Origin of the sequence: Paraburkholderia elongata (assembly GCF_013177735.1) — a bacterium.
In the GTDB taxonomy this organism is placed as follows: domain Bacteria; phylum Pseudomonadota; class Gammaproteobacteria; order Burkholderiales; family Burkholderiaceae; genus Paraburkholderia; species Paraburkholderia elongata.
This window is the reverse complement of the sequence record NZ_WOEZ01000126.1, coordinates 93582-112073: the sequence shown is the minus strand read 5'-3', so window position 1 is coordinate 112073 and position 18492 is coordinate 93582. Positions and strand designations below refer to the sequence as shown.

Annotated in this window: 18 protein-coding genes; 9 read left to right on the top strand and 9 right to left on the bottom strand. The window is 61.6% G+C overall.

Annotated elements, in window-relative coordinates; all coding sequences use genetic code 11:
* Window positions 1-105: 105 nt before the first annotated feature.
* Together GNZ13_RS23910 and rng are read left to right on the top strand one after the other, a co-directional pair.
* Complete coding sequence (locus GNZ13_RS23910; protein WP_172168715.1) at window positions 106-735, top strand: Maf family protein; 630 nt, start codon at window positions 106-108, stop codon at window positions 733-735.
* Window positions 736-744: 9 nt separating this feature from the next.
* Window positions 745-2214, top strand: a complete 1470-nt coding sequence (rng, locus tag GNZ13_RS23905) for a ribonuclease G (protein ID WP_172168713.1) — start codon at window positions 745-747, stop codon at window positions 2212-2214.
* Window positions 2215-2776: 562 nt separating this feature from the next.
* Here rng and GNZ13_RS23900 read toward each other — a convergent pair.
* The 3 genes from GNZ13_RS23900 to GNZ13_RS23890 form a co-directional block, all read right to left on the bottom strand.
* Window positions 2777-3838 carry a glycosyltransferase family 87 protein gene (locus GNZ13_RS23900; protein ID WP_328807282.1) on the bottom strand — a complete coding sequence of 354 codons (1062 nt, stop codon included), beginning with the start codon at window positions 3836-3838 and terminating at the stop codon, window positions 2777-2779.
* Between the two features lie 553 nt (window positions 3839-4391).
* Window positions 4392-4529 carry a hypothetical protein gene (locus tag GNZ13_RS23895; RefSeq protein WP_172168711.1) on the bottom strand — a complete coding sequence of 46 codons (138 nt, stop codon included), beginning with the start codon at window positions 4527-4529 and terminating at the stop codon, window positions 4392-4394.
* 958 nt (window positions 4530-5487) lie between these two features.
* Entirely contained in the window at window positions 5488-5748 is a 261-nt protein-coding gene (locus tag GNZ13_RS23890) for a hypothetical protein (protein WP_172168709.1), read from the bottom strand.
* 582 nt (window positions 5749-6330) lie between these two features.
* On the opposite strand from GNZ13_RS23890, the gene GNZ13_RS23885 reads away from it, so the two are divergent.
* The 3 genes from GNZ13_RS23885 to GNZ13_RS23875 all read left to right on the top strand — a co-directional run bounded on the left by GNZ13_RS23885 (window position 6331) and on the right by GNZ13_RS23875 (window position 8708).
* A complete protein-coding gene (locus GNZ13_RS23885; protein WP_172168707.1) occupies window positions 6331-6756 on the top strand; it encodes a CopG family transcriptional regulator in 426 nt (141 codons plus the stop codon).
* Between the two features lie 118 nt (window positions 6757-6874).
* Window positions 6875-8020 carry an extracellular catalytic domain type 1 short-chain-length polyhydroxyalkanoate depolymerase gene (locus GNZ13_RS23880; protein ID WP_172168704.1) on the top strand — a complete coding sequence of 382 codons (1146 nt, stop codon included), beginning with the start codon at window positions 6875-6877 and terminating at the stop codon, window positions 8018-8020.
* A gap of 178 nt (window positions 8021-8198) precedes the next feature.
* Complete coding sequence (locus GNZ13_RS23875; protein WP_172168701.1) at window positions 8199-8708, top strand: phasin family protein; 510 nt, start codon at window positions 8199-8201, stop codon at window positions 8706-8708.
* 174 nt (window positions 8709-8882) lie between these two features.
* On the opposite strand, the gene GNZ13_RS23870 is transcribed toward GNZ13_RS23875, so the two are convergent.
* On the bottom strand, window positions 8883-10595 hold the full coding sequence (locus tag GNZ13_RS23870) for a putative bifunctional diguanylate cyclase/phosphodiesterase (RefSeq protein WP_172168698.1): 1713 nt from the start codon (window positions 10593-10595) through the stop codon (window positions 8883-8885).
* Window positions 10596-11013: 418 nt separating this feature from the next.
* Here GNZ13_RS23870 and GNZ13_RS23865 point away from each other — a divergent pair, with 418 nt between their 5' ends.
* Window positions 11014-11934: a LysR family transcriptional regulator gene (locus GNZ13_RS23865; protein ID WP_172168695.1), complete on the top strand. Its 921-nt coding sequence runs from the start codon at window positions 11014-11016 to the stop codon at window positions 11932-11934.
* A gap of 169 nt (window positions 11935-12103) precedes the next feature.
* On the opposite strand, the gene GNZ13_RS23860 is transcribed toward GNZ13_RS23865, so the two are convergent.
* From GNZ13_RS23860 to GNZ13_RS23840, 5 genes are all read right to left on the bottom strand, one after another.
* A complete protein-coding gene (locus tag GNZ13_RS23860) occupies window positions 12104-13303 on the bottom strand; it encodes an NAD(P)/FAD-dependent oxidoreductase (protein WP_172168692.1) in 1200 nt (399 codons plus the stop codon).
* A complete protein-coding gene (locus GNZ13_RS23855) occupies window positions 13300-13467 on the bottom strand; it encodes a rubredoxin (protein WP_172168689.1) in 168 nt (55 codons plus the stop codon). The genes GNZ13_RS23860 and GNZ13_RS23855 overlap by 4 nt, the downstream gene beginning before the upstream one ends.
* 22 nt (window positions 13468-13489) lie before the next feature.
* Complete coding sequence (locus tag GNZ13_RS23850; RefSeq protein ID WP_172168686.1) at window positions 13490-14062, bottom strand: Rieske (2Fe-2S) protein; 573 nt, start codon at window positions 14060-14062, stop codon at window positions 13490-13492.
* A gap of 199 nt (window positions 14063-14261) precedes the next feature.
* A complete protein-coding gene (locus GNZ13_RS23845; RefSeq protein WP_172168683.1) occupies window positions 14262-14762 on the bottom strand; it encodes a GAF domain-containing protein in 501 nt (166 codons plus the stop codon).
* A 177-nt stretch (window positions 14763-14939) separates the two neighbouring features.
* Window positions 14940-15362 carry a TOBE domain-containing protein gene (locus tag GNZ13_RS23840; RefSeq protein WP_093639496.1) on the bottom strand — a complete coding sequence of 141 codons (423 nt, stop codon included), beginning with the start codon at window positions 15360-15362 and terminating at the stop codon, window positions 14940-14942.
* Between the two features lie 262 nt (window positions 15363-15624).
* Here GNZ13_RS23840 and GNZ13_RS23835 point away from each other — a divergent pair, with 262 nt between their 5' ends.
* The 3 genes from GNZ13_RS23835 (at window position 15625) to GNZ13_RS23825 (ending at window position 18483) form a co-directional block, all read left to right on the top strand.
* The gene (locus GNZ13_RS23835; protein WP_172168680.1) at window positions 15625-17277 is read left to right on the top strand and encodes an SH3 domain-containing C40 family peptidase; all 1653 of its coding nucleotides are present in this window, start codon (window positions 15625-15627) and stop codon (window positions 17275-17277) included.
* Window positions 17278-17502: 225 nt separating this feature from the next.
* Complete coding sequence (locus GNZ13_RS23830) at window positions 17503-17979, top strand: VOC family protein (protein ID WP_172168677.1); 477 nt, start codon at window positions 17503-17505, stop codon at window positions 17977-17979.
* A gap of 30 nt (window positions 17980-18009) precedes the next feature.
* On the top strand, window positions 18010-18483 hold the full coding sequence (locus GNZ13_RS23825; protein ID WP_172168674.1) for a VOC family protein: 474 nt from the start codon (window positions 18010-18012) through the stop codon (window positions 18481-18483).
* Window positions 18484-18492: the final 9 nt, after the last annotated feature.

Here is an 18492-nt window from a genome sequence, read left to right as displayed (position 1 = left end):
TCGAGTCCTTTGTCGTGTTCTTTTACACGCCGAACGTCGCTTGACCGACAAGCTCATCGCGCGCTCCTTGCGCATTGACGCAACCTGCCTCATCGAGACCTGTTCATGCCAACGCCCGCTGCTTCGCTGCATCCATTCGTCTACCTCGCTTCCCAGAGTCCACGCCGTCAGGAGCTGCTGCAACAGCTCGGCGTGCGTTTCGAATTGCTGCTGCCGCGCCCCGATGAAGATGCCGAAGCGCTCGAAGTCGAGCTACCCGGCGAGCGCGCGCGCGACTATGTGCAGCGCGTGTGCATCGCCAAGGCGCACGCTGCGCGCGCGCGTCTCGTGGCAGGTGGGCACGCCGCACAGCCAATCCTGGTTGCTGACACAACCGTCACGATCGACGACGCGATCCTCGGCAAGCCCGTCGACGCCGACGATGCCGTCGCAATGCTCACGCGCCTCGCGGGCCGCGATCATGAAGTGCTGACGGCGGTCGCCGTGGTCGATGCGGAAGGCATTTTGCTGCCTGCTGCACTATCGGTATCGAAGGTGCGCTTTGCTGCACTGCAAGCGGACGCCGTGCGCCGCTACGCTGCAAGCGGCGAACCGCTCGGCAAGGCGGGCGCATATGGTGTGCAGGGACGCGCCGCGGAGTTTATCGAGCATATCGACGGGTCCTATTCAGGTATCATGGGTTTGCCGCTTTTTGAAACCGCTGCCCTCCTGCGTGCAGCGCGCATCGACTTCTAAAATAACACCATGAATGAAGAAATCCTGATCAATGTCACGCCGCAGGAAACGCGCGTCGCGCTCGTCCAGCAAGGCGCCGTCCAGGAACTTCACGTCGAACGAACGCTGTCGCGGGGACGCGTCGGCAATGTCTATCTCGGCAAAGTCGTCCGCGTGTTGCCGGGCATGCAATCCGCCTTCATCGACATCGGACTGGAACGCGCCGCGTTCCTGCACGTAGCGGATATCTGGCATCCGCGCATTGCGGGCGAACCGCAGCATCAGACGCCGCATCAGCCGATCGAGAAGATCGTCTTCGAAGGTCAGACGCTGATGGTGCAGGTCGTGAAGGATCCGATCGGCACCAAGGGCGCAAGACTGTCCACGCAAGTGAGTATCGCCGGGCGCACGCTCGTGTATCTGCCGCAGGAGCCGCACATCGGCATCTCGCAGAAGATCGAGAGCGAAGCCGAACGCGAAGCCGTGCGCGCGCGTTTGACCGCTGTGCTGCCCGCCGATGAAAAAGGCGGCTACATCGTACGCACCATCGCTGAAGATGCGACCAGCGAAGAGTTGGCCGCGGACGTCGCGTATCTGCGCAAGACATGGGCGACGATCATCTCGCAAGGTCAGCGCATGCCGCCGACCAGCCTGCTATATCAGGACCTGAATCTCTCGCAACGTGTGCTGCGCGACTTCGTGAATGACGAGACCTCGCGCATTCAGGTCGACTCGCGCGAGACCTATCAGATGCTCGCCGACTTCGCGGCGGAGTTCACGCCGGCGGTGTCGTCGAAGCTGCATCACTACACCGGCGAGCGGCCGCTCTTCGATCTGTACAACATCGAGGCGGAGATCCAGCGCGCATTGTCACGCCGGGTCGATCTGAAGTCGGGCGGGTATCTGGTGATTGACCAGACCGAAGCGATGACCACGATCGACGTGAACACCGGCGGCTACGTCGGCGCGCGTAACTTCGACGATACGATCTTCAAGACCAACCTCGAAGCCGCGCACACGATCGCGCGGCAATTGCGGCTGCGCAATCTGGGTGGCGTGATCATCATCGACTTCATCGATATGGAGAACGTCGAGCATCGCGATCAAGTGCTGGGCGAGTTGAAGAAGGCGTTGTCGCGCGATCGCACGCGCGTGACCGTGAATGGTTTCTCGCAGCTTGGACTCGTGGAGATGACGCGCAAGCGTACGCGCGAGTCGCTGGCGCATGTGTTGTGCGAGCCCTGCCCGGTGTGCCAGGGCAAGGGGCAGGTCAAGACGCCGCGTACGGTGTGTTATGACGTCCTGCGCGAGATTCTGCGTGAGTCGCGGCAGTTCAATCCGCGCGAGTTCCGCGTGGTGGCGTCGCAGCAGGTGATCGATCTGTTTCTTGAGGAAGAGTCACAGCATCTGGCGATGCTGATGGATTTCATCGGCAAGCCGGTGTCGTTGCAGGTGGAGTCGAATTTGAGTCAGGAGCAGTACGATATTGTGCTGATGTAATTCGCAAAACCCATATCTACAAAGGGTTTCAGGCAGATACCACCACCAAAAACCACACCTAGCTACCCATCCGAATCGCGATACCGACGGGTGACAAATTCCCGTCGATGCCGAGCGAGCTGCGCCGACCTCGAGAGCGTCACCCTGCTGACGTGACAACGGGCGCGGTAGAAATTTACCGGGGTTGCGCCGCCGGGCCTAATTACGGGAAATTCCCGTAGTTGCGGCCGTTCGGGCGTGTTAGGCACCCTACATCTTCCAAAGTATCGCCGATTGGGCCATCAGTATGCCCCTAAGCAGTTCGCTGCAATCGTCAATGGATGCCTCCACATGGCACGTAACAAGCATACGGCCGGCGATGTCCAGGAGGATGGACGAGGCGTTTTCATGCGACATGGAAGTCGCTGGCGCCGCCTCGTTCCTGACGACGCGCAAGTGTCTCTGCTTCTTTGGTTTGCTCACGATGCCCCAATTGGAACCGGTTGCAGCGCACATGCGCTGTAGGACTACATTACAGCGCTGCGACTGCCGTCCATTCCGCAATGAGCGGGCCGATCTCCGATCAAATCGACGATTTAACGATCGGGGCTGCATCTTGCTCCGGGTTAGCATGACAAGAAAGGGGCCGTGAGGCGAAATGGCGACGCAAGATGATCGCCAGCAGCCCGACTAGAATGGCGGGCGCCAATTGGAGATGAATATCGAACCGTGACGCGAAAAACCCCACCGCTGGCATCAGCCAAGCTGCCGCGAGCGCAATCAACTCGGCGCGGCCCAATGCGGCTCGCTCAGCATCCCGAAGAAGAAACACTATCGGTAGCGCGATCCATGCGAGGTCGTAATACATGAAATACGGTTGAACTAGCAGCGTCGCGACCACCAAGGCTGAGGCGCGGAGCTCTAACCGAGCGTCCTTGACCCATAGATAAGCCATTGCGATCACGGCCGGGACGGGGACTGCTGCATGCACAATATACGAAGCCGGCACGGATAAGCCGGCAAGACGTGCGGTCGCGAATATGGTCGGCATTCCGCTCCACAACTCGCGCCCGTGTTCGACGGCGAGCCTATTGAATAGAGGCAGGAATGAAGCAAATGCGATCCACGCCGTTCGACCTAGCGCCAACGCGCTTATGCCGACAAACGCGGCGCTGCATACGGCGGCCGATGCCAGCGCGCGCCACTGGCATCCGCAAATCAATGCGATGGGAAACAGGATGCCGAATTGCGGCTTGATGGCTAGCGCGGCAATACATGCGCCAGCAAGTATCGGACTGGAAGACAGCAGCGCGAACGCGCCGCCGGCGATCGCCGCCGCGAGAAGTGAGTTTTGACCGGTGATGATCGCGACCGCGACGCCGGGAAAAGCGATCATCACCATGAATGCACTGCGGCTGACCTGGCGGGCAATCCTCGCTACTGTTGCGGCGTATGCAGCGACGCCAATCGCGAGAAAAGCAATGAGCGAGCCGCCGAATGAGAGCAGCCCAAGCGGGATAACGACGAGCAAGAACGTCGGCGGGTACGGCCACGGCGCGAACGAATCATGCGGCCATAGTGCCGATTCAATTGGGCGCATCCAATGCGGCGAGAACACGGCGGTTGCGCCATGCTCGAGCGCCACGCGGGCTGCTGACCAAAAGATTACGAAGTCAGCCCCGACCATTGGGGCTGATCGGTCGGAGAATGCGTAATACCGCAAACCCACGATCGCGAGCACAAGGCATTGCGCGATGAGCGCCGCGAGTGCATAGATGATGATGCGCTTCTCATCAATCTGCCTGCCCGACGCGATTTTGATGTAACCGACATGGCATTCCCCGTTTCATTCTACTTTTGCGGGAGTCTATACCATGAAAGCGCCGCCGGTTGGATCTGATTTGTGGTGCTCCACACATACGATAGGCTGTATTCGCCCTTTACTAGCTACCGCCTGTATAGATCGGGCCTTGCGATGCTACCCGCACCACCACCACCGGCGGTAATGTTCACGCTGCCACTACCACCGCCTCCAGAAGCGAATCGGCCGCCGTTGATGTTCACAGTATTGCTGGACTGTGCTGCGCCGCCTGTGATCGTGACACTTGTGGTCGTTCCATGATCTGTCAATGCAGAATCACCGTGCACACTGCCGAAATATCTGCATCAAGCCATTCGGCGAGTCCGGTGCCCACCTGTCAGTCCCCTTCCTTGAACGCAAAAGACGCGGCGATCAAAATTAGACCACTCCAGAGAAACACTTGCCCGACGATTCCACTTGTCCCGAAACCGCCGCCGATCATCGCGGCGCTCAAGTAGTAAAAGAGTTCGCCCATCTTGATCTCCTGGAGGAACCCCCGCCACGTTTTTTAAAAGAATATATCGGTTTGCGTCCCGGCTCGTGACTCGTTTACGGAAAAGCCGCCCGAAGGCGGCGAACTGGAAACGACGTTTTCCGTTAAGTCATGATAATGACGATGCGCCGCTTGCGTGCGGGAGGTGTACCGCCCGACAGCTTCACTAGCAGAGCGATCGCCGCGAGCGTGTGCGCGGCTGCGAGCGTCGCGGAAATGTGCCGGTCGGGTTAGCGGCAGGCTCAACCCACCCGAACAGAGCGTTAGGACCGGTTGTGCAATTAAAGTCATTTGTGAGGCCGGAAGGCGTTGAACTCCAACTAGATGACATCGCACTTTGATCCCCGAAGAAACAAAGTAGACGGTCTGACGACGTAGCCGGCGTAGCGCTCGGCGTTGAAATCGTCGTGGTTCCGGTGCTGGACCCCGATGTGTCAAGCACCGGTGTTGCGCTATTTTTGACCTACATTCGCGTCAATCGGGGGGCACTCGACGGCTTCGTTGGCACCGGCTCGCGCAGGAGAACGGCACTCGATGAGTCGTGAGCCGACCCTTCTGCATCCCCACTCGCGCGAGCGACCAAGATGCAGACTGTCGAGTACTTCGAGAAGCCAGATTTGATCGGCATGACGTTCTTCAGGTGCGATCGCAGCAGACCTCTTTTCCTTGTCGCGCCGGAAGCTGCGGCTACTGCTCGACGGTCTACTCAAAGTCGACTATGAAAGTTCAGGGTCGAGTCCGGAAGGTCGATCGCCGACCGACGACGAATTTCCGGGTTCCGCGATGAAGAGGCGTTCGTGATACTGCTTCGACCGGCGGAATTGTGACCGATATCGACCGCTCACGTTTTACTGGTAGCGACCAGTTGCCAGCTTCTGCTTACGAAAAAGAAAACAGGCCGTAAGGCCCGCAAAAGCAGCTTGACCGCTATGCGATGTTGTTAGCACTCGCCCTTTTTAGCGTGTCCCGGAGGGCAATGGCCATGATCGCCATGGTGGTTGTGGTCTTCCCACTCATTCCGTTCCCAGTAACGATGACCGTCGTAGTACCGATCCCCATGCCAGCCAATAACAACCGGTGCCTGGGCGATTACTACAGGGGCAGGTGTGCCGATATTGACGTCCACGTTGACGGCGTTCGCAGCGCCGGATATGCCAATTCCAAGGCTCGCGACTAACGATGCCAAGAGAGGATATTTCATACCTTACTCCGAGAAATAATTCGATGAATGCACTTGGCATGTGGCCACAGTGACTACGCACGGCAGGTGATTCGCCGATCCCCTCTCAACGGGCAATAGCGCGGTGTCGTTGACTGAATCGCCTCCGGCGGCGTGTTATTTGACAAACGTTAACATCGTGTACGGCGCGGAGTAACGTACACAATGTTGCTGGGTCGAACGGCCCAGTTGCGAATTTCGAGTGGTCGCTTTCGAACCCTCATGAATGTCTGAAACGACCCAACTCGGGATGCTCGTCGAACCCCATCAAAGGGCGGAAACGGGTCGGTGGCAATCGGTTTCGCCCAGGCCGGAAAAACCAGCGCACTCAGCAGCACGAACGGAACTCCGATGACGGTGGTCATCGTGCCCGCTTGCGCAAGTCGGCCCCTCTCCTCTTCCCGCAACTTACGCGGATTGCCGCAAGCAATGTCGCCGTCCAAAGAACCTCAACCGGCCCTCAATTTCCCCATTGACGCCATCCGAACCAGGCGCGTATAACCATCCCATTGGATGTTGATCGGATGGCATATGGATGCCGGACGAACATCAAACGGAATAGAAATGGCCAACCTCAAACTCATCGACACCTCCCGCCCCAAAGGCGGCGAGACCGAAAAAATCACCATCAACCTCGGCCCGGTCGACCTAGGCCAGATCGACTTACTCGTCGAAGAGGGTTTTTACTCGAACCGCACCGACCTGATCCGTACGGCGATCCGCAACCAGCTCGCCGTACACGCGCAGATCGTCACGGAAACAGTGACGCGGCGCGCGCTAGTGCTCGGCTTGCAACATTTCTCGAGGCGGGACCTCGAAGCAGCTCAAGCCGCGAACGAACGACTGGACATTCATGTACTTGGCCTCGCCAGCATCGCAGCCGATGTCTCGCCGGAACTCGCGGCGGCCACGATCGAATCGGTGGTGGTGCTTGGCGCATTTCACGCGTCGCCCGCGGTCAAGGCCGCGCTCGCCGGCCGCATCAGGTAGCCGCGCGTGGCATGGCTAATCCTATGGTTGAACACATGTTGAACCCGTGGTTGAACCCGTGAAGCTCATCGCCTGACCCAGCCACGCCCAATGCAAGTCAACGCAATAGCCAACGATCATGAAAATGAATGAAGATTTCCTGAAGTCGATGAAAGAAGCCTTCGACCTGCTGCGCACGAAGGGGCCGAAGGAAGCGACCGCCGCGGTTCAGCGCGCGCTCGCGGGCAGCAAGGCCGAAGCAGGCCATGCGCAAACCCCGCACATGCCACAGAGCGTCAACGAATGGGCGCAAGCATGGACGCAGGCGCAAACGCGAGTACAAAATCAAGCACAAAGTCAGGCGCAATCACACGCCAACACCACGCCGCACGCCCCTGCCGAGCGCACTTTCGACGCCGACACGCCCGGCACCTTCAGCACCCACACGTTCAGCAACAGCGCGGGCCAACGCCAATACAAGCTCTACGTGCCCGCCGTCTACAACAACGAACCGTTGCCGCTAATCGTGATGCTGCACGGCTGCACGCAAAACGCCGACGACTTCGCAGCCGGCACGCGCATGAACGAAATGGCCGAGCGTCACGGCTTCATCGTCGTGTATCCGAATCAGTCGAAAGCGGCCAATCATTCGAAATGCTGGAACTGGTTCAAGCCTGCCGACCAGCAGCGCGACCAGGGCGAGCCGTCGTTGATCGCGGGTATCACGCGTGAGGTGATCGCGCGCTATCGCGTCGATCCGGCGCGCGTGTACGTGGCGGGTCTGTCGGCGGGCGGCGCAATGGCGGATGTCATGCTGAAGACCTCCCCCGACCTGTACGCGGCAGCCTGCGTGCATTCCGGCCTCCCCTACGGATGCGCGAAGAATCTATCCTCGGCGCTCGCCGCGATGAAGGGTGGCCGTGCGCATCGCAACCGGCCACGCATCGAACCGCAACGCCCGCTCATTGTGTTTCATGGCGACGCGGACACGACGGTGCATCCCTCGAACGCCGCAGCGCTCGTAGCAGGCTTCGACGCCGGCGTCACGACAGTCAGCGCGCCGTCACATGCAGCAGGCACTGCGAACGGCCAGCGCGGTTGCACAGTGCAGCGGCTTGTCGCGGCGAATGGCGTCGAAGCGGAGTACTGGTCGATTCACGGCGCGGGCCACGCATGGGCAGGCGGCAGTCAGCGCGGCTCGTACACGGACCCATCCGGCCCCGATGCGGCAGCCGAGATGCTGCGCTTCTTTCTGGCCCATCCGCGTGCGTCAGGCACACACTAAGCGCCTTTAGACTGACGAATCATCTTGACGAAAACGCTGTACATCCTGCCGCAAAGGTATAGAGTGGCCCATGTTGCAGCGCAGCAAAATCACTGCGCTGCGTCGACCTGCTGTCTCGCGTGAGACCTGGCCTCCGAAATCCTTTGGGCGCCTGCCCCGGGTCACTTTGGAGATCACCATGCAGAGCCCCGCGATTGAACATAGCGCCGCCTTTGGCCAACGCACTTTCAACATCTTCACCGCCTTGCAACTCGATGGGCTGGCGTGTCTGCAGAAACTCGGCGAGCTCAATCTCGCGGCACTGAAGGCAACGGTCACCGAAAGCAAGAACGCATTGTCGGCCGGCCAGTTCAACGCCGCGCCGTTCGCCGGCGTGTCGGATGTGCAGCAGCAACTGGTTCAACGCACCTTGTCGTACGCGCAGCACGTCAAGGAAATCGACGCGCAATTCATCGCGGCGTTGACCAAGGCCGGCGAAGCACTGCGCGAAGAGTTCGGCGCCAGCGTGGCACAGTTCGGCTCGGGTTTCGGCCAGACCGCGCCGCTCAGCTCGGATAGCGCGTTTGGCGCAATGCAATCCGTGATGGCCTCGATGATTCATTCTGGCAACGTGATGCAGGACAGCATCAAGCGGGTATCCGGCATGGCCGGCACGGCGCTCACTGCAGCGGACGACGCTGCACACTGAGTTCCAAGTAGTAACGCGATCCAACGAAAAGGGGCCAGTCGGCCCCTTTCTCTTTTTTGCTTAGCTGGGCGATACGCGTCTTGCACGACGAGCGACGCGCTGCGGCGACTCAAGGACCACGACTTTGAGTTGGCAGCGGGGTTGCCGACGTTAACCAGATCATCAAGCAGATCGTCAAACGGTACCAAACGGCTTCAGCAAATTGCGTAACGCCGCGATGGTGATGGGCCGGGAAAACCAGAATCCTTGCGCCTCGTCGCAGCCCAGCGCTTCCAGTTGCGCGGCCTGTTCGGCTGTCTCCACGCCCTCGGCCGTCACCCGCAGCTTCAACGCATGCGCCATGGCGATAATGGCGCCGACGAGCGCCGCGCATTGCGGATCGGTACTCATGCGCATCACAAACGAGCGATCGATTTTCAGGCGGTTCAGCGGAAACCGCGTGAGATAGGCGAGACTCGAATAGCCGGTACCGAAGTCATCCACCGCGACTTCAACGCCCAATTCGCGCAACGCATGCAGCGTCTGCAACGCCTGCTCGGTATCGCCGAGCAACACGCCCTCGGTGATTTCGACTTCAAGGTACGAAGGGTCGAGCGCGGCGTCTTCGAGCGCCGAGCGAATCGTCTCGAACAGAGTGTGCCGCTGGAACTGCTGCGGGGACACGTTCACCGCGATCCGCGGCAAGTTACCGGTGAGCCGCAGCAATTTGCCGGCATCGCGGCACGCGGTACGGATCACCCACTCGCCGATCCGTTCGATCAGACCCGACTCTTCCGCGACCGGCACGAATTCGACCGGGCTGATCAAACCACGCTGAGGATGATTCCAGCGTAACAGCGTCTCCACTTGCGCGATGCGTCCGTTGGCGAGCGTGACCTGCGGTTGATACACGAGATGCAGTTGCTGACGTTCGAGCGCTTCACGCAGCATCGCCTCCAGTTCGAAGCGGCGCGCCGCCTGGCCTTCGAGCGCGGCGGAAAAGCGCCGCACCGCATTGCCGTTCACCGTCGAAGCCGCCGACAACGCCACGCCCGCGCGGCGCATCAGCGTCGGCGCGTCGGCGCCGTCGGCAGGATAGGCGACGATGCCGATACTCGCCGTGATGTTCAGCGCGGTGCCCGCGTAGTCGATCGATTCGGAGATGCGGCCCAGTGCCTCGGCCGCGAAAGCATCGGCTGCCGCGCCGGTTTCATTGATCACCAGCGCGAATTGCGTGCCACCGATCGAGGCGATCGTACCGTCGTTAGGGAAGAGACCGCGCAACCGCTCGCCGACGATCTGCAACACGAGCTCGGCCGCATGCAAACCGAGCGCATCGCGCAGCTTGCGCAAATGATCGAGCTCGGCGATCAGCACCGTAAAGCCGCTGCCGCTACGCTGACAGCGCGCGATCGTGAGCTCCAGCCGTTCGATGAAAAGCGTCTGATTCGGCAGGCGGGTCACGCCGTCGTGATGCGCGACGTACCACAGGCGCGCTTCGGATTGCGCGTAACGCGTCATGTCGATGGCAATGCCGACGTAGCGCGCGGGCTCCGTGACTAGACCGCCGGGGTGCGCCGGCTCGGCAGCGAGCGGCGCCAGCGCGAACACCACGCGAATCGGGCTGCTGTTGCGCCGCGCATAGGTCCATTCGCCTTCATAGCGCGAGCTTACCGCCGACAGCGGCGGCAATTCGGCGCGCCGCTTCGCGAGTTCGGCCGGGTCGTGCAAGGACTCAAATGTGCGCCGGCCGATCAATTCTTCGGCGGTAAAACCGGTCAGCCTTTCGAAAGCAGCGTTGACGGTGTCGAACGTGCCGTCGGCCGTGCAGATGAACATGCCGTACGGCGCCGCCGCAAGCGCGGCGTCGCGCGTGCGCGCTTCGGCGTCGTAGTGGTGGTCTTGCATCGCGCCGGCCTTTGAATTTCCTGGGTATTAAAAGCGAGTGAGCGTTTTTCTTGACGCGTACGGCGCAACCGGCAAAGCCGGCAGATTCCGTCCGATCCGCCGGGTAGTCGTGCGTATGATAGCGGCTTTCCTGCCCGGGGCCACCGCGCCAGCCGCGCATTCTTCGCGGCAATCGTTTTCCTCGGTGTATTCCCCAATTCCGGCAGCAGCACGCCCGTCGTCGCGCATCATAAAGCGTCCGCTATTGCCGGAATACTCCGCGCCTCATGACTCAACGCACACCGGCTTTCGACGCCTTCGCACAGGGCTTCGACGGATTGACGACCGTTATATCCGTCGATATATTTCGCTTGCGATCCTTCAATAGAAAGCCACCGCGTCACTGCATGGATCCGCACGAAACAGGGTCCCGCTTTTCATGTCCAAGGAAATCATCGATTCGCACCTTCTCAAGGTGCTGCACACGCTATTGACCGAATCGAGCGTGTCGCGCACGGCAGCGTTGCTCGGACAATCGCAGCCGACCGTCAGCGTGGCGCTGCGCAAACTGCGCGACATGACTGGCGACCCGCTACTGGTGCGCAGCGGCAGCCGGATGGTCCTCACCGCACATGCACTCACATTGATCGAACCCGCGGCGCAAGCGCTGAACAATATCGCGGCCATTCTGCATCCCACCACGTCGTTCAATCCGGCCACCACCAGCCAGACCTTTCGCATCGGCTCGCCGGACTATCTCGATGCGTTTTTCGTCCCCGCCGTGGTCGATGCATTTCATCGCGAAGCGCCCGGAGCGAAGCTCGAGTTCAGGCATCTGATGATGGTGGACGGCGGCTACGAACACGGTCTGGAAAGCGGCTTTCTCGATCTGGTGATCGGCAACTGGCGCACGCCGCCGGAGCATCTGCATTTGCAACCGCTGTGCAAGGACGAACTGGTGTGCCTGATGCGCAACGGCCACCCGGTCAAACCGGGACAGCTTAGCAAGCCTGTCTACGAAGAAGCGGAACACCTGGCCGTGATGACCTACAACACGACGTCATGGGGCACGGTCGATGTCGAACTCGCCCGCAACGGCCTATCGCGCACCGTTACCACGACGCTGCCCTACTTCGGCATGGCGCCCTACGTATTGGCGCGTTCCAATCTGCTGTTCACCACCACCCGCGCGCTCGCCACGCACTACACCAAGCTGCTGCCACTGCGTATCGAGCCGATTCCCGGCGAACCGCAGGCGCTCACCTACTATCAACTCTGGCACGACCGCACTCATCGCAGCGTCGCCGCGATCTGGCTGCGCAGGTTGATTGCCAACGTCGCCAAAGATCTGGTTTCCTAAGCGTTTGCTACCGGCACGCACGTCCCTCAGGCAGTTTAGGCAGATAAAAAAACGCCGCAAGCAAAGCTTGCGGCGCGAATGCGATCATCGGATGTGTTGCAGGTGACAGGCCCTTTAAAACACCGAGCGATCACAAAGTGAGGTCGGTCAGACGGAAGATTGTTATGGGTCAGCTGGTAGCGCTAGTAGTCAATGGCCCCTCTGTCATGGCCTTGATCAACGCGGCCTTGCCCTCGATCGCCGCACCAAGCAGGGCGAAGCCCAACGGACGCTCGCTGGCGGCATGCCGGCACACGGCGCGCGCTGCGTGCTTCGCCGCGTCGCCGGCGGTTTCGATCGACCATGCGCCCTCGCCCTCGGGTGTCACGACAACGGCGGGACTCGCGGGTGTCTTCACGGTAATCGGCATCACCGGAAAAGCGACGCGCGTCGGCTGCCCGGCCAGCGTGCGCGCAAGCGCTCGCGCGGCGTGCATGATCGGCAGGACATACGGCTGTACTTTGCCGTCGATCGCGGCACAGTCGCCGAGTGCGTAGATATCCGGCGCGCTGGTGCGGCACCACGCATCGGTTCGAATGCCCTGATCGATTTCAAGACCAGCTGCCGCGGCAAGCGCCGTGCGCGGCGCGAGGCCGACCGCCGACACGACCAGATCCGCGTCGATCGGCTCGCCTTCGGCGAACGTCAGCCGGTAACCGTCCGACACGCGGTCGATACGATTCACACTGCGGCCAGGATGAAAACGGATGCCGCCATCGTCCAACGCGCGAGCGAAAATCTCACCCACGTCTCGCGGAAGTAAGCGAGCTAGAGGTGTCGAAGCAGGATCGATTAGACTGACCGCATAACCGGCGGCCGCCAGATCGTTGGCGAACTCGCAGCCGATCAGACCCGCTCCCAGAATCGCCACTGAGCGGCAACACGTGAGCGCCAACCTGAAGCGCGCATAGTCGCCGAGATCGTTGATCGACATCACGTCGGCCGCGCCGTCACCCGCCACCTTCAGGCGGCGTGGGTCAGCGCCCGTGGCCAGCACCAGCTTGCTGTAGCCGAGCAACGCGTTGTCGACAACGAGCGTGTGCTCGGCCGGCAAAATGCGCTCCACACGCTGATGCACGCGAATCCACGCGCCCAGTTGCGCCGCCATCGCCATGGCGTCGAAACTCGCCAGCATTTGCGGTTCTTTCTTCATTGCCAGTGCATTCGACAACATCGGCTTCGAATAGAAGCTGCCGTCGTCGCGGCTGATCATCACGATCGGCACCGTGCTATCGAGCTTGCGCAATTCGCGCGCGACCGTATAGCCCGCCATGCCCGTGCCGACGATCACCACCGGCTGCCCCTTGTCCTCATGCTGAGCAGCCGTCATGCGATCACCTGCATTTCAAAGTCGTGTTTGCCGGTCGCGCAGTCCGGGCACAGCCAGTCGTCCGGCACGTCTTCCCAGCGCGTGCCCGGGGCAATGCCCGCTTCCGGCAGACCCAGTGCTTCTTCATAGCGAAAGCCGCAGATCACGCATTCCCATACTTTCATGGCTTCTCTCCCGAATCACCAATCACCAATCGTGAACCGCACTGCGAACTAGCGCACATAGGCCTGACCGAGGCCGATCTCGGCCAACGCTCGACGGTACGCACCCGACGAACGGTCGGCGAGGATCGGCGCTGGGAAACGCGGGCAACGCTTCCGTGCCGCCACCCAGCGAGACCCACACGAGACCGTAGGCTTCCTGCGTCGCATAGGTGACAAGACGCAGGCGATCAGGAATCGGGCCGTCCGTTTGCGACGGGATGTGCTTGCACTTGCCGTCGCTACCGTACGCGAGGCCGTGATACGGGCACACGATGTTGCCGTTATCGACCCACCCCTGGCTGAGCGGCGCACCGCGATGCGGACAGATATCGCGCGCGCTCACCAGTTGACCGTTCGAGCGGAACACGACCAAAGGCTCGTCGAGCAGCGTCACGCTGATGGGTTTGTCGGTCACGTCGGCGGCGAACGCCACCGGATGCCAGTAGCGGCTGAGAATGTCCCAGTCGTGGCTATCGAAGGTGCAATTGCGGGGTAAGGCGGGGGAACGTTGGAATGTCAGCGGCGTAGTGGTAGCTGTAACGGTGGCGGAACTCATGCATGTCTCCAAAACCCGTTGGGGGTTCGTCGCGCTCATGTGCTGTCTCCCAAGGGGACTTCCTTCGGGGCGTCTTGAGCGCGTGGAGAGAACGATAGCGGGATGAGGTCCGCCGACCCATCCCCTGAAGTGCATCTAGTCTATGTACGAAAAAGCATAGGGTGCCACCGCACCGCTGGATCAGCGCTTCCTGAAAGGCCTACGATGCGCGCGGCAGCGCGGCTTCGATAAACACCGCGCACAGCGCTTCCATGCCCTTCGCGTCTTCTGCGTCGAAGCGCGCGACGACCGGGCTGTCGACATCCCACACGCCGATCAGCGTACCGTCCGGCGCGACGAGCGGCACGACGATTTCCGATTGCGATGCCGAATCACAGGCGATATGGCCGGGGAATTCATGCACGTCGCGCACCACTTGTGTCTGACGGGATTGCGCAGCCGTGCCGCACACGCCCTTGCCAAGCGCGATGCGCACGCAAGCGGGCTTGCCCTGGAACGGTCCGACCACCAGTTCGCGGCCATCGTGGAAGTAAAAACCGGCCCAATTCAGATCGCTTAGGGAATGGAACACGAACGCAGAAAAATTCGCGGCGTTGGCGATCCAGTCGGTTTCGCCGGCGAGCAGTGCGCGCGCCTGGGCGACCAGTTCTTCATATTGCGCGGCTTTGGGGAGATGCGACGCGGAGGAGACTTCGAACATGACGGCGTCCGTGATGAGAGCGGAAAGAGGAACAGCGAGGCGTGCAGTGTAAAGCAAGCCGCCGTTTCCTTCACGGCGCGCCGCGCTGCGCATGCCGCCCTGTTTCCGCCCGATCTACACACAGCCTGATGGCTTTATCCAGACGTTAAGCCGGTGGATAACGCCATGCGTCGATCGTTATTCGACGCCGATGATCACGCTCGATGCCTTGAAGATCGCCGTCGCCGCTTTGCCGCTCGCGAGACCGAGCCGGTCGACGCTTTCATTGGTGATGATCGCAGCAATCTGCGCGCCGCCCGCGCTGATGGTCACTTCCGAATTCACGGCGCCCTTCGTGACAGCCGACACGGTACCGGCGATGCAATTGCGCGCCGACACCTGGCTCTTCGCCACGTCGACCATCACGATCACCGACGACGCCTTGACCAGCGCGAACGCCTTCTTACCGGCAGCGAGGCCGAGCGACGTCGCGCTGCCGTGCGTGATGATCGCGACGATCTCAAGACCGTCCGGGGTGCGCAACGTGACTTCGTCGTTCACGGCGCCATGTTTGACTTCGGCGACTTCGCCGGCGAATTGATTGCGTGCGCTGGTTTGCATGTTGTTCTCCTGGTTGTGGAGCCTCGTGAAAGACGATTCGAGGCGATGTGCCGAGTGTAACGAAACACCCGGCCTGAGCGGCCGCTTGTGCGTGAAGCGCGGTATGGCACAGCAGCTATTGACGATTCGAACTCCAATGAAAACACATAAGCGTTGTGTAAAAACACTCATAACGCCGGGAAGGCACAGCGCAGGCATCCACCACCCGGCCCGTCGCGTGACACCGTATCATCGTGCCCTTGGACCATCACCGTCGAACCCTATGCCTGTCGCCGTTCTGCCCCGCACTGCCGCACTCTTTGCTACACGCCTCGCCGCGCGATTGCCGCTCGCCCGCCGTGCCACCGCGTTATGCGTCGCCCTCGCAGCCGCCGCGACGCTCGCCGCCTGCAGCAATCCGTCGCCGACACGCGAGGCCCACGCGAGCGTCGATACGGTCGCGCTGTTCCCGATCGCCAATTACGATCAGAACGTGGACCACTGGCTCGAACCGGACAGCCCCGGCTACGACCAGCCGTTCCTGAGCCCCGCGGATCAGCAGGCGCAATTCAGAGCCCTCTACGCGCGCTATTTCGGCACCGGCACGAGCGCGCCTTCGCCGTGGAATTCCGCATACGTGACGATACGCGTCTACCGCCAGCAAGGCGCGGACATTGTCGCGTTGCAGCAGCGCCGCATAGACAAGTTCGACAACACCGGCAAGAGCGGCGAGGCACTCGGCTACGGCGAGAATTTCCGGCCGCATGACAAGGCGTGGATCGACGCCATCGCGCAAAACATGGACGTCGGCCAGTTCACGCAGGAGGCCGTCTACAAGCCCGAACGCCGCGCGATCGCCACCAGCAACCTGATGGTGCGCGAACTGCCGACCACGGATCCGTCGTTCTACGATCGCCATCTGGCCGGCGAAGGCTATCCGTTCGACAACCTGCAGATCTCGGCGGTACGCCCCGGCACGCCGCTGTATGTGCTGGGCCGCAGCGCCGACGGTGCGTGGCGCTACGTGCAGACGCCCGACGTGCAAGGCTGGATGCGCAGCGACGGCGTCGGTCTGACCGGCGACACCTTCGTCGACACGTGGCGCGCCGCCACCGCGAAGTCGCTGGGCGCGGTGACGGTCGCCTCGGCGCCGGTGCGCGACAGCCGCGGCGTGTTCCGCTTCGACGCGCCCGCCGGCACGCTGCTGCCGCTCATCCCAGACAACGCCACGCGGCCCGCAACGCAGGCCAACAAAACAGCGAGTGAAGCCGCCGACGCTCCCGCCTCCCGCAAACTCCTGGTCCCCGCCCGCGATGTGGACGGCCAGGCGATCATCCGCACCGCCCACCTGAGCGATGCGCAGATCGCCCCGATGCCGCTTGCCGCCACCCCGAGGCATCTGGCGATGCTGATGAAAACGCTGATCGGGCGGCCGTACGGCTGGGGCAATAGCGGTCTCTACAACGATTGTTCGTCGGAACTACAAAGCATCTTCGCGACGTTCGGCGTGTGGCTGCCACGTCATTCGTCGACGCAGATGAGCGCCGGCCGCATGATCGATCTGTCCGCGTCGACGCCGGCGCAACGGCTCGACTACCTCGCCCAGCATGGCGAACCGTTGCGCACGCTGATCTACATCGGCGGACATGTGATGCTGTACATCGGCAACACGACCCGCAACGGCGTCGCGGTGCCGGTGGTCTACCAGGACGTATGGGGCTTACGTCCGGCCGACAATAGCCGGCGCGCGGTGATCGGCGGCTCGGTGATCCTGCCGCTGTTCGAACACATCCCGGAAGACGCGACGTTGCAGTCGCTCGCGGCGACCCCGACGTTCCAGATCAGCATCCTCGGCGCGCCGGCCAGCGCAGCAGCGACGCCGTCTGCACCATTCGCACCCTCCGCGCCGCCGGACGACGACAATCCGGCGGGTTGAAATACCGCCGCAAGAAGACAACCCGGCCGGTTGAACCTGCGCGGCGACCACGCGCCGCACGGCAATGTCCATGCCAACGCTTACGCCCCCGCCGCACGGGCGTGCTTAAAAATATTTTTTCCGGAGTGTCGATTCAAAGGCGATGCACTCGTCGTAACGTGGAAGGCCTGGCTCACGCAGTCGGTCTTTCAACTCACGAACCTGTTACTTCAAGGAGTCGCCGTCATGTCCAGCCCCGCTGTCAAACCGATCCCGGACGGGATGCACTCGCTGATCCCGTATCTGATTTGCGCCAACGCCGCAGACGCCATCACGTTCTACATCAAGGCTTTCAACGCCGTCGAGCAGCACCGCCTGCCCGGGCCCGGCGGCAAGGTAATGCACGCCTGCCTGAAGATCGGCGACTCCATGCTGATGCTGACCGACGAATGGCCTGATCACAACGCGCTGGGCCCGAACACGCTGAAAGGCACGCCGGTCACGATTCACCACTACGTCGAAGATGTCGACGCCAGTTTCAAGCAGGCCGTCGAGGCCGGCGCGACCGTCGCCATGCCAGTTGCCGACATGTTCTGGGGCGACCGCTACGGCCAGCTGAAGGACCCGTTCGGGCATAGCTGGTCGCTCGCCACGCACAAGCGCGACCTGAGTCCGGAACAGATTCAGCAAGCTATGCAGAATATGGAGTGCGACCAGAAATAAGCCGCGCCCCATCCATGACGAGGAGGTCGTATGCAAAAGATTGCGCCATGTCTGTGGTTCGACGGTAACGCGGAAGAAGCCGCACGCTTCTACACGTCGGTGTTCCCCGATTCGCGCATCACCACCACGATGCACTACACGGATGCCGGTCCCGGGCCGAAGGGGGACGTGCTGTTCGTCACCTTCGAGCTGGAAGGTCAGGAGTTCGCGGCCTTGAACGGCGGCCCGCAATACAGCTTCACGCCGGCCATTTCGCTGTTCGTGCACTGCGCGTCGCAACAGGAGGTCGACGGCTATTGGGCGAAGCTCCTGGACGGCGGCGCGCCGATGCAATGCGGCTGGCTTCAGGACAAGTTCGGCGTGTCGTGGCAGATCGTGCCGGACGCACTCCCCCAGATGCTGCGCGACCCGGACGCCGCGAAAGCGAGCCGTGTGATGCAAGCCATGATGAAAATGGTCAAGCTCGACATCGCATTGCTCGAACAGGCTTATCGGGGCGGCTGACGCAATCTT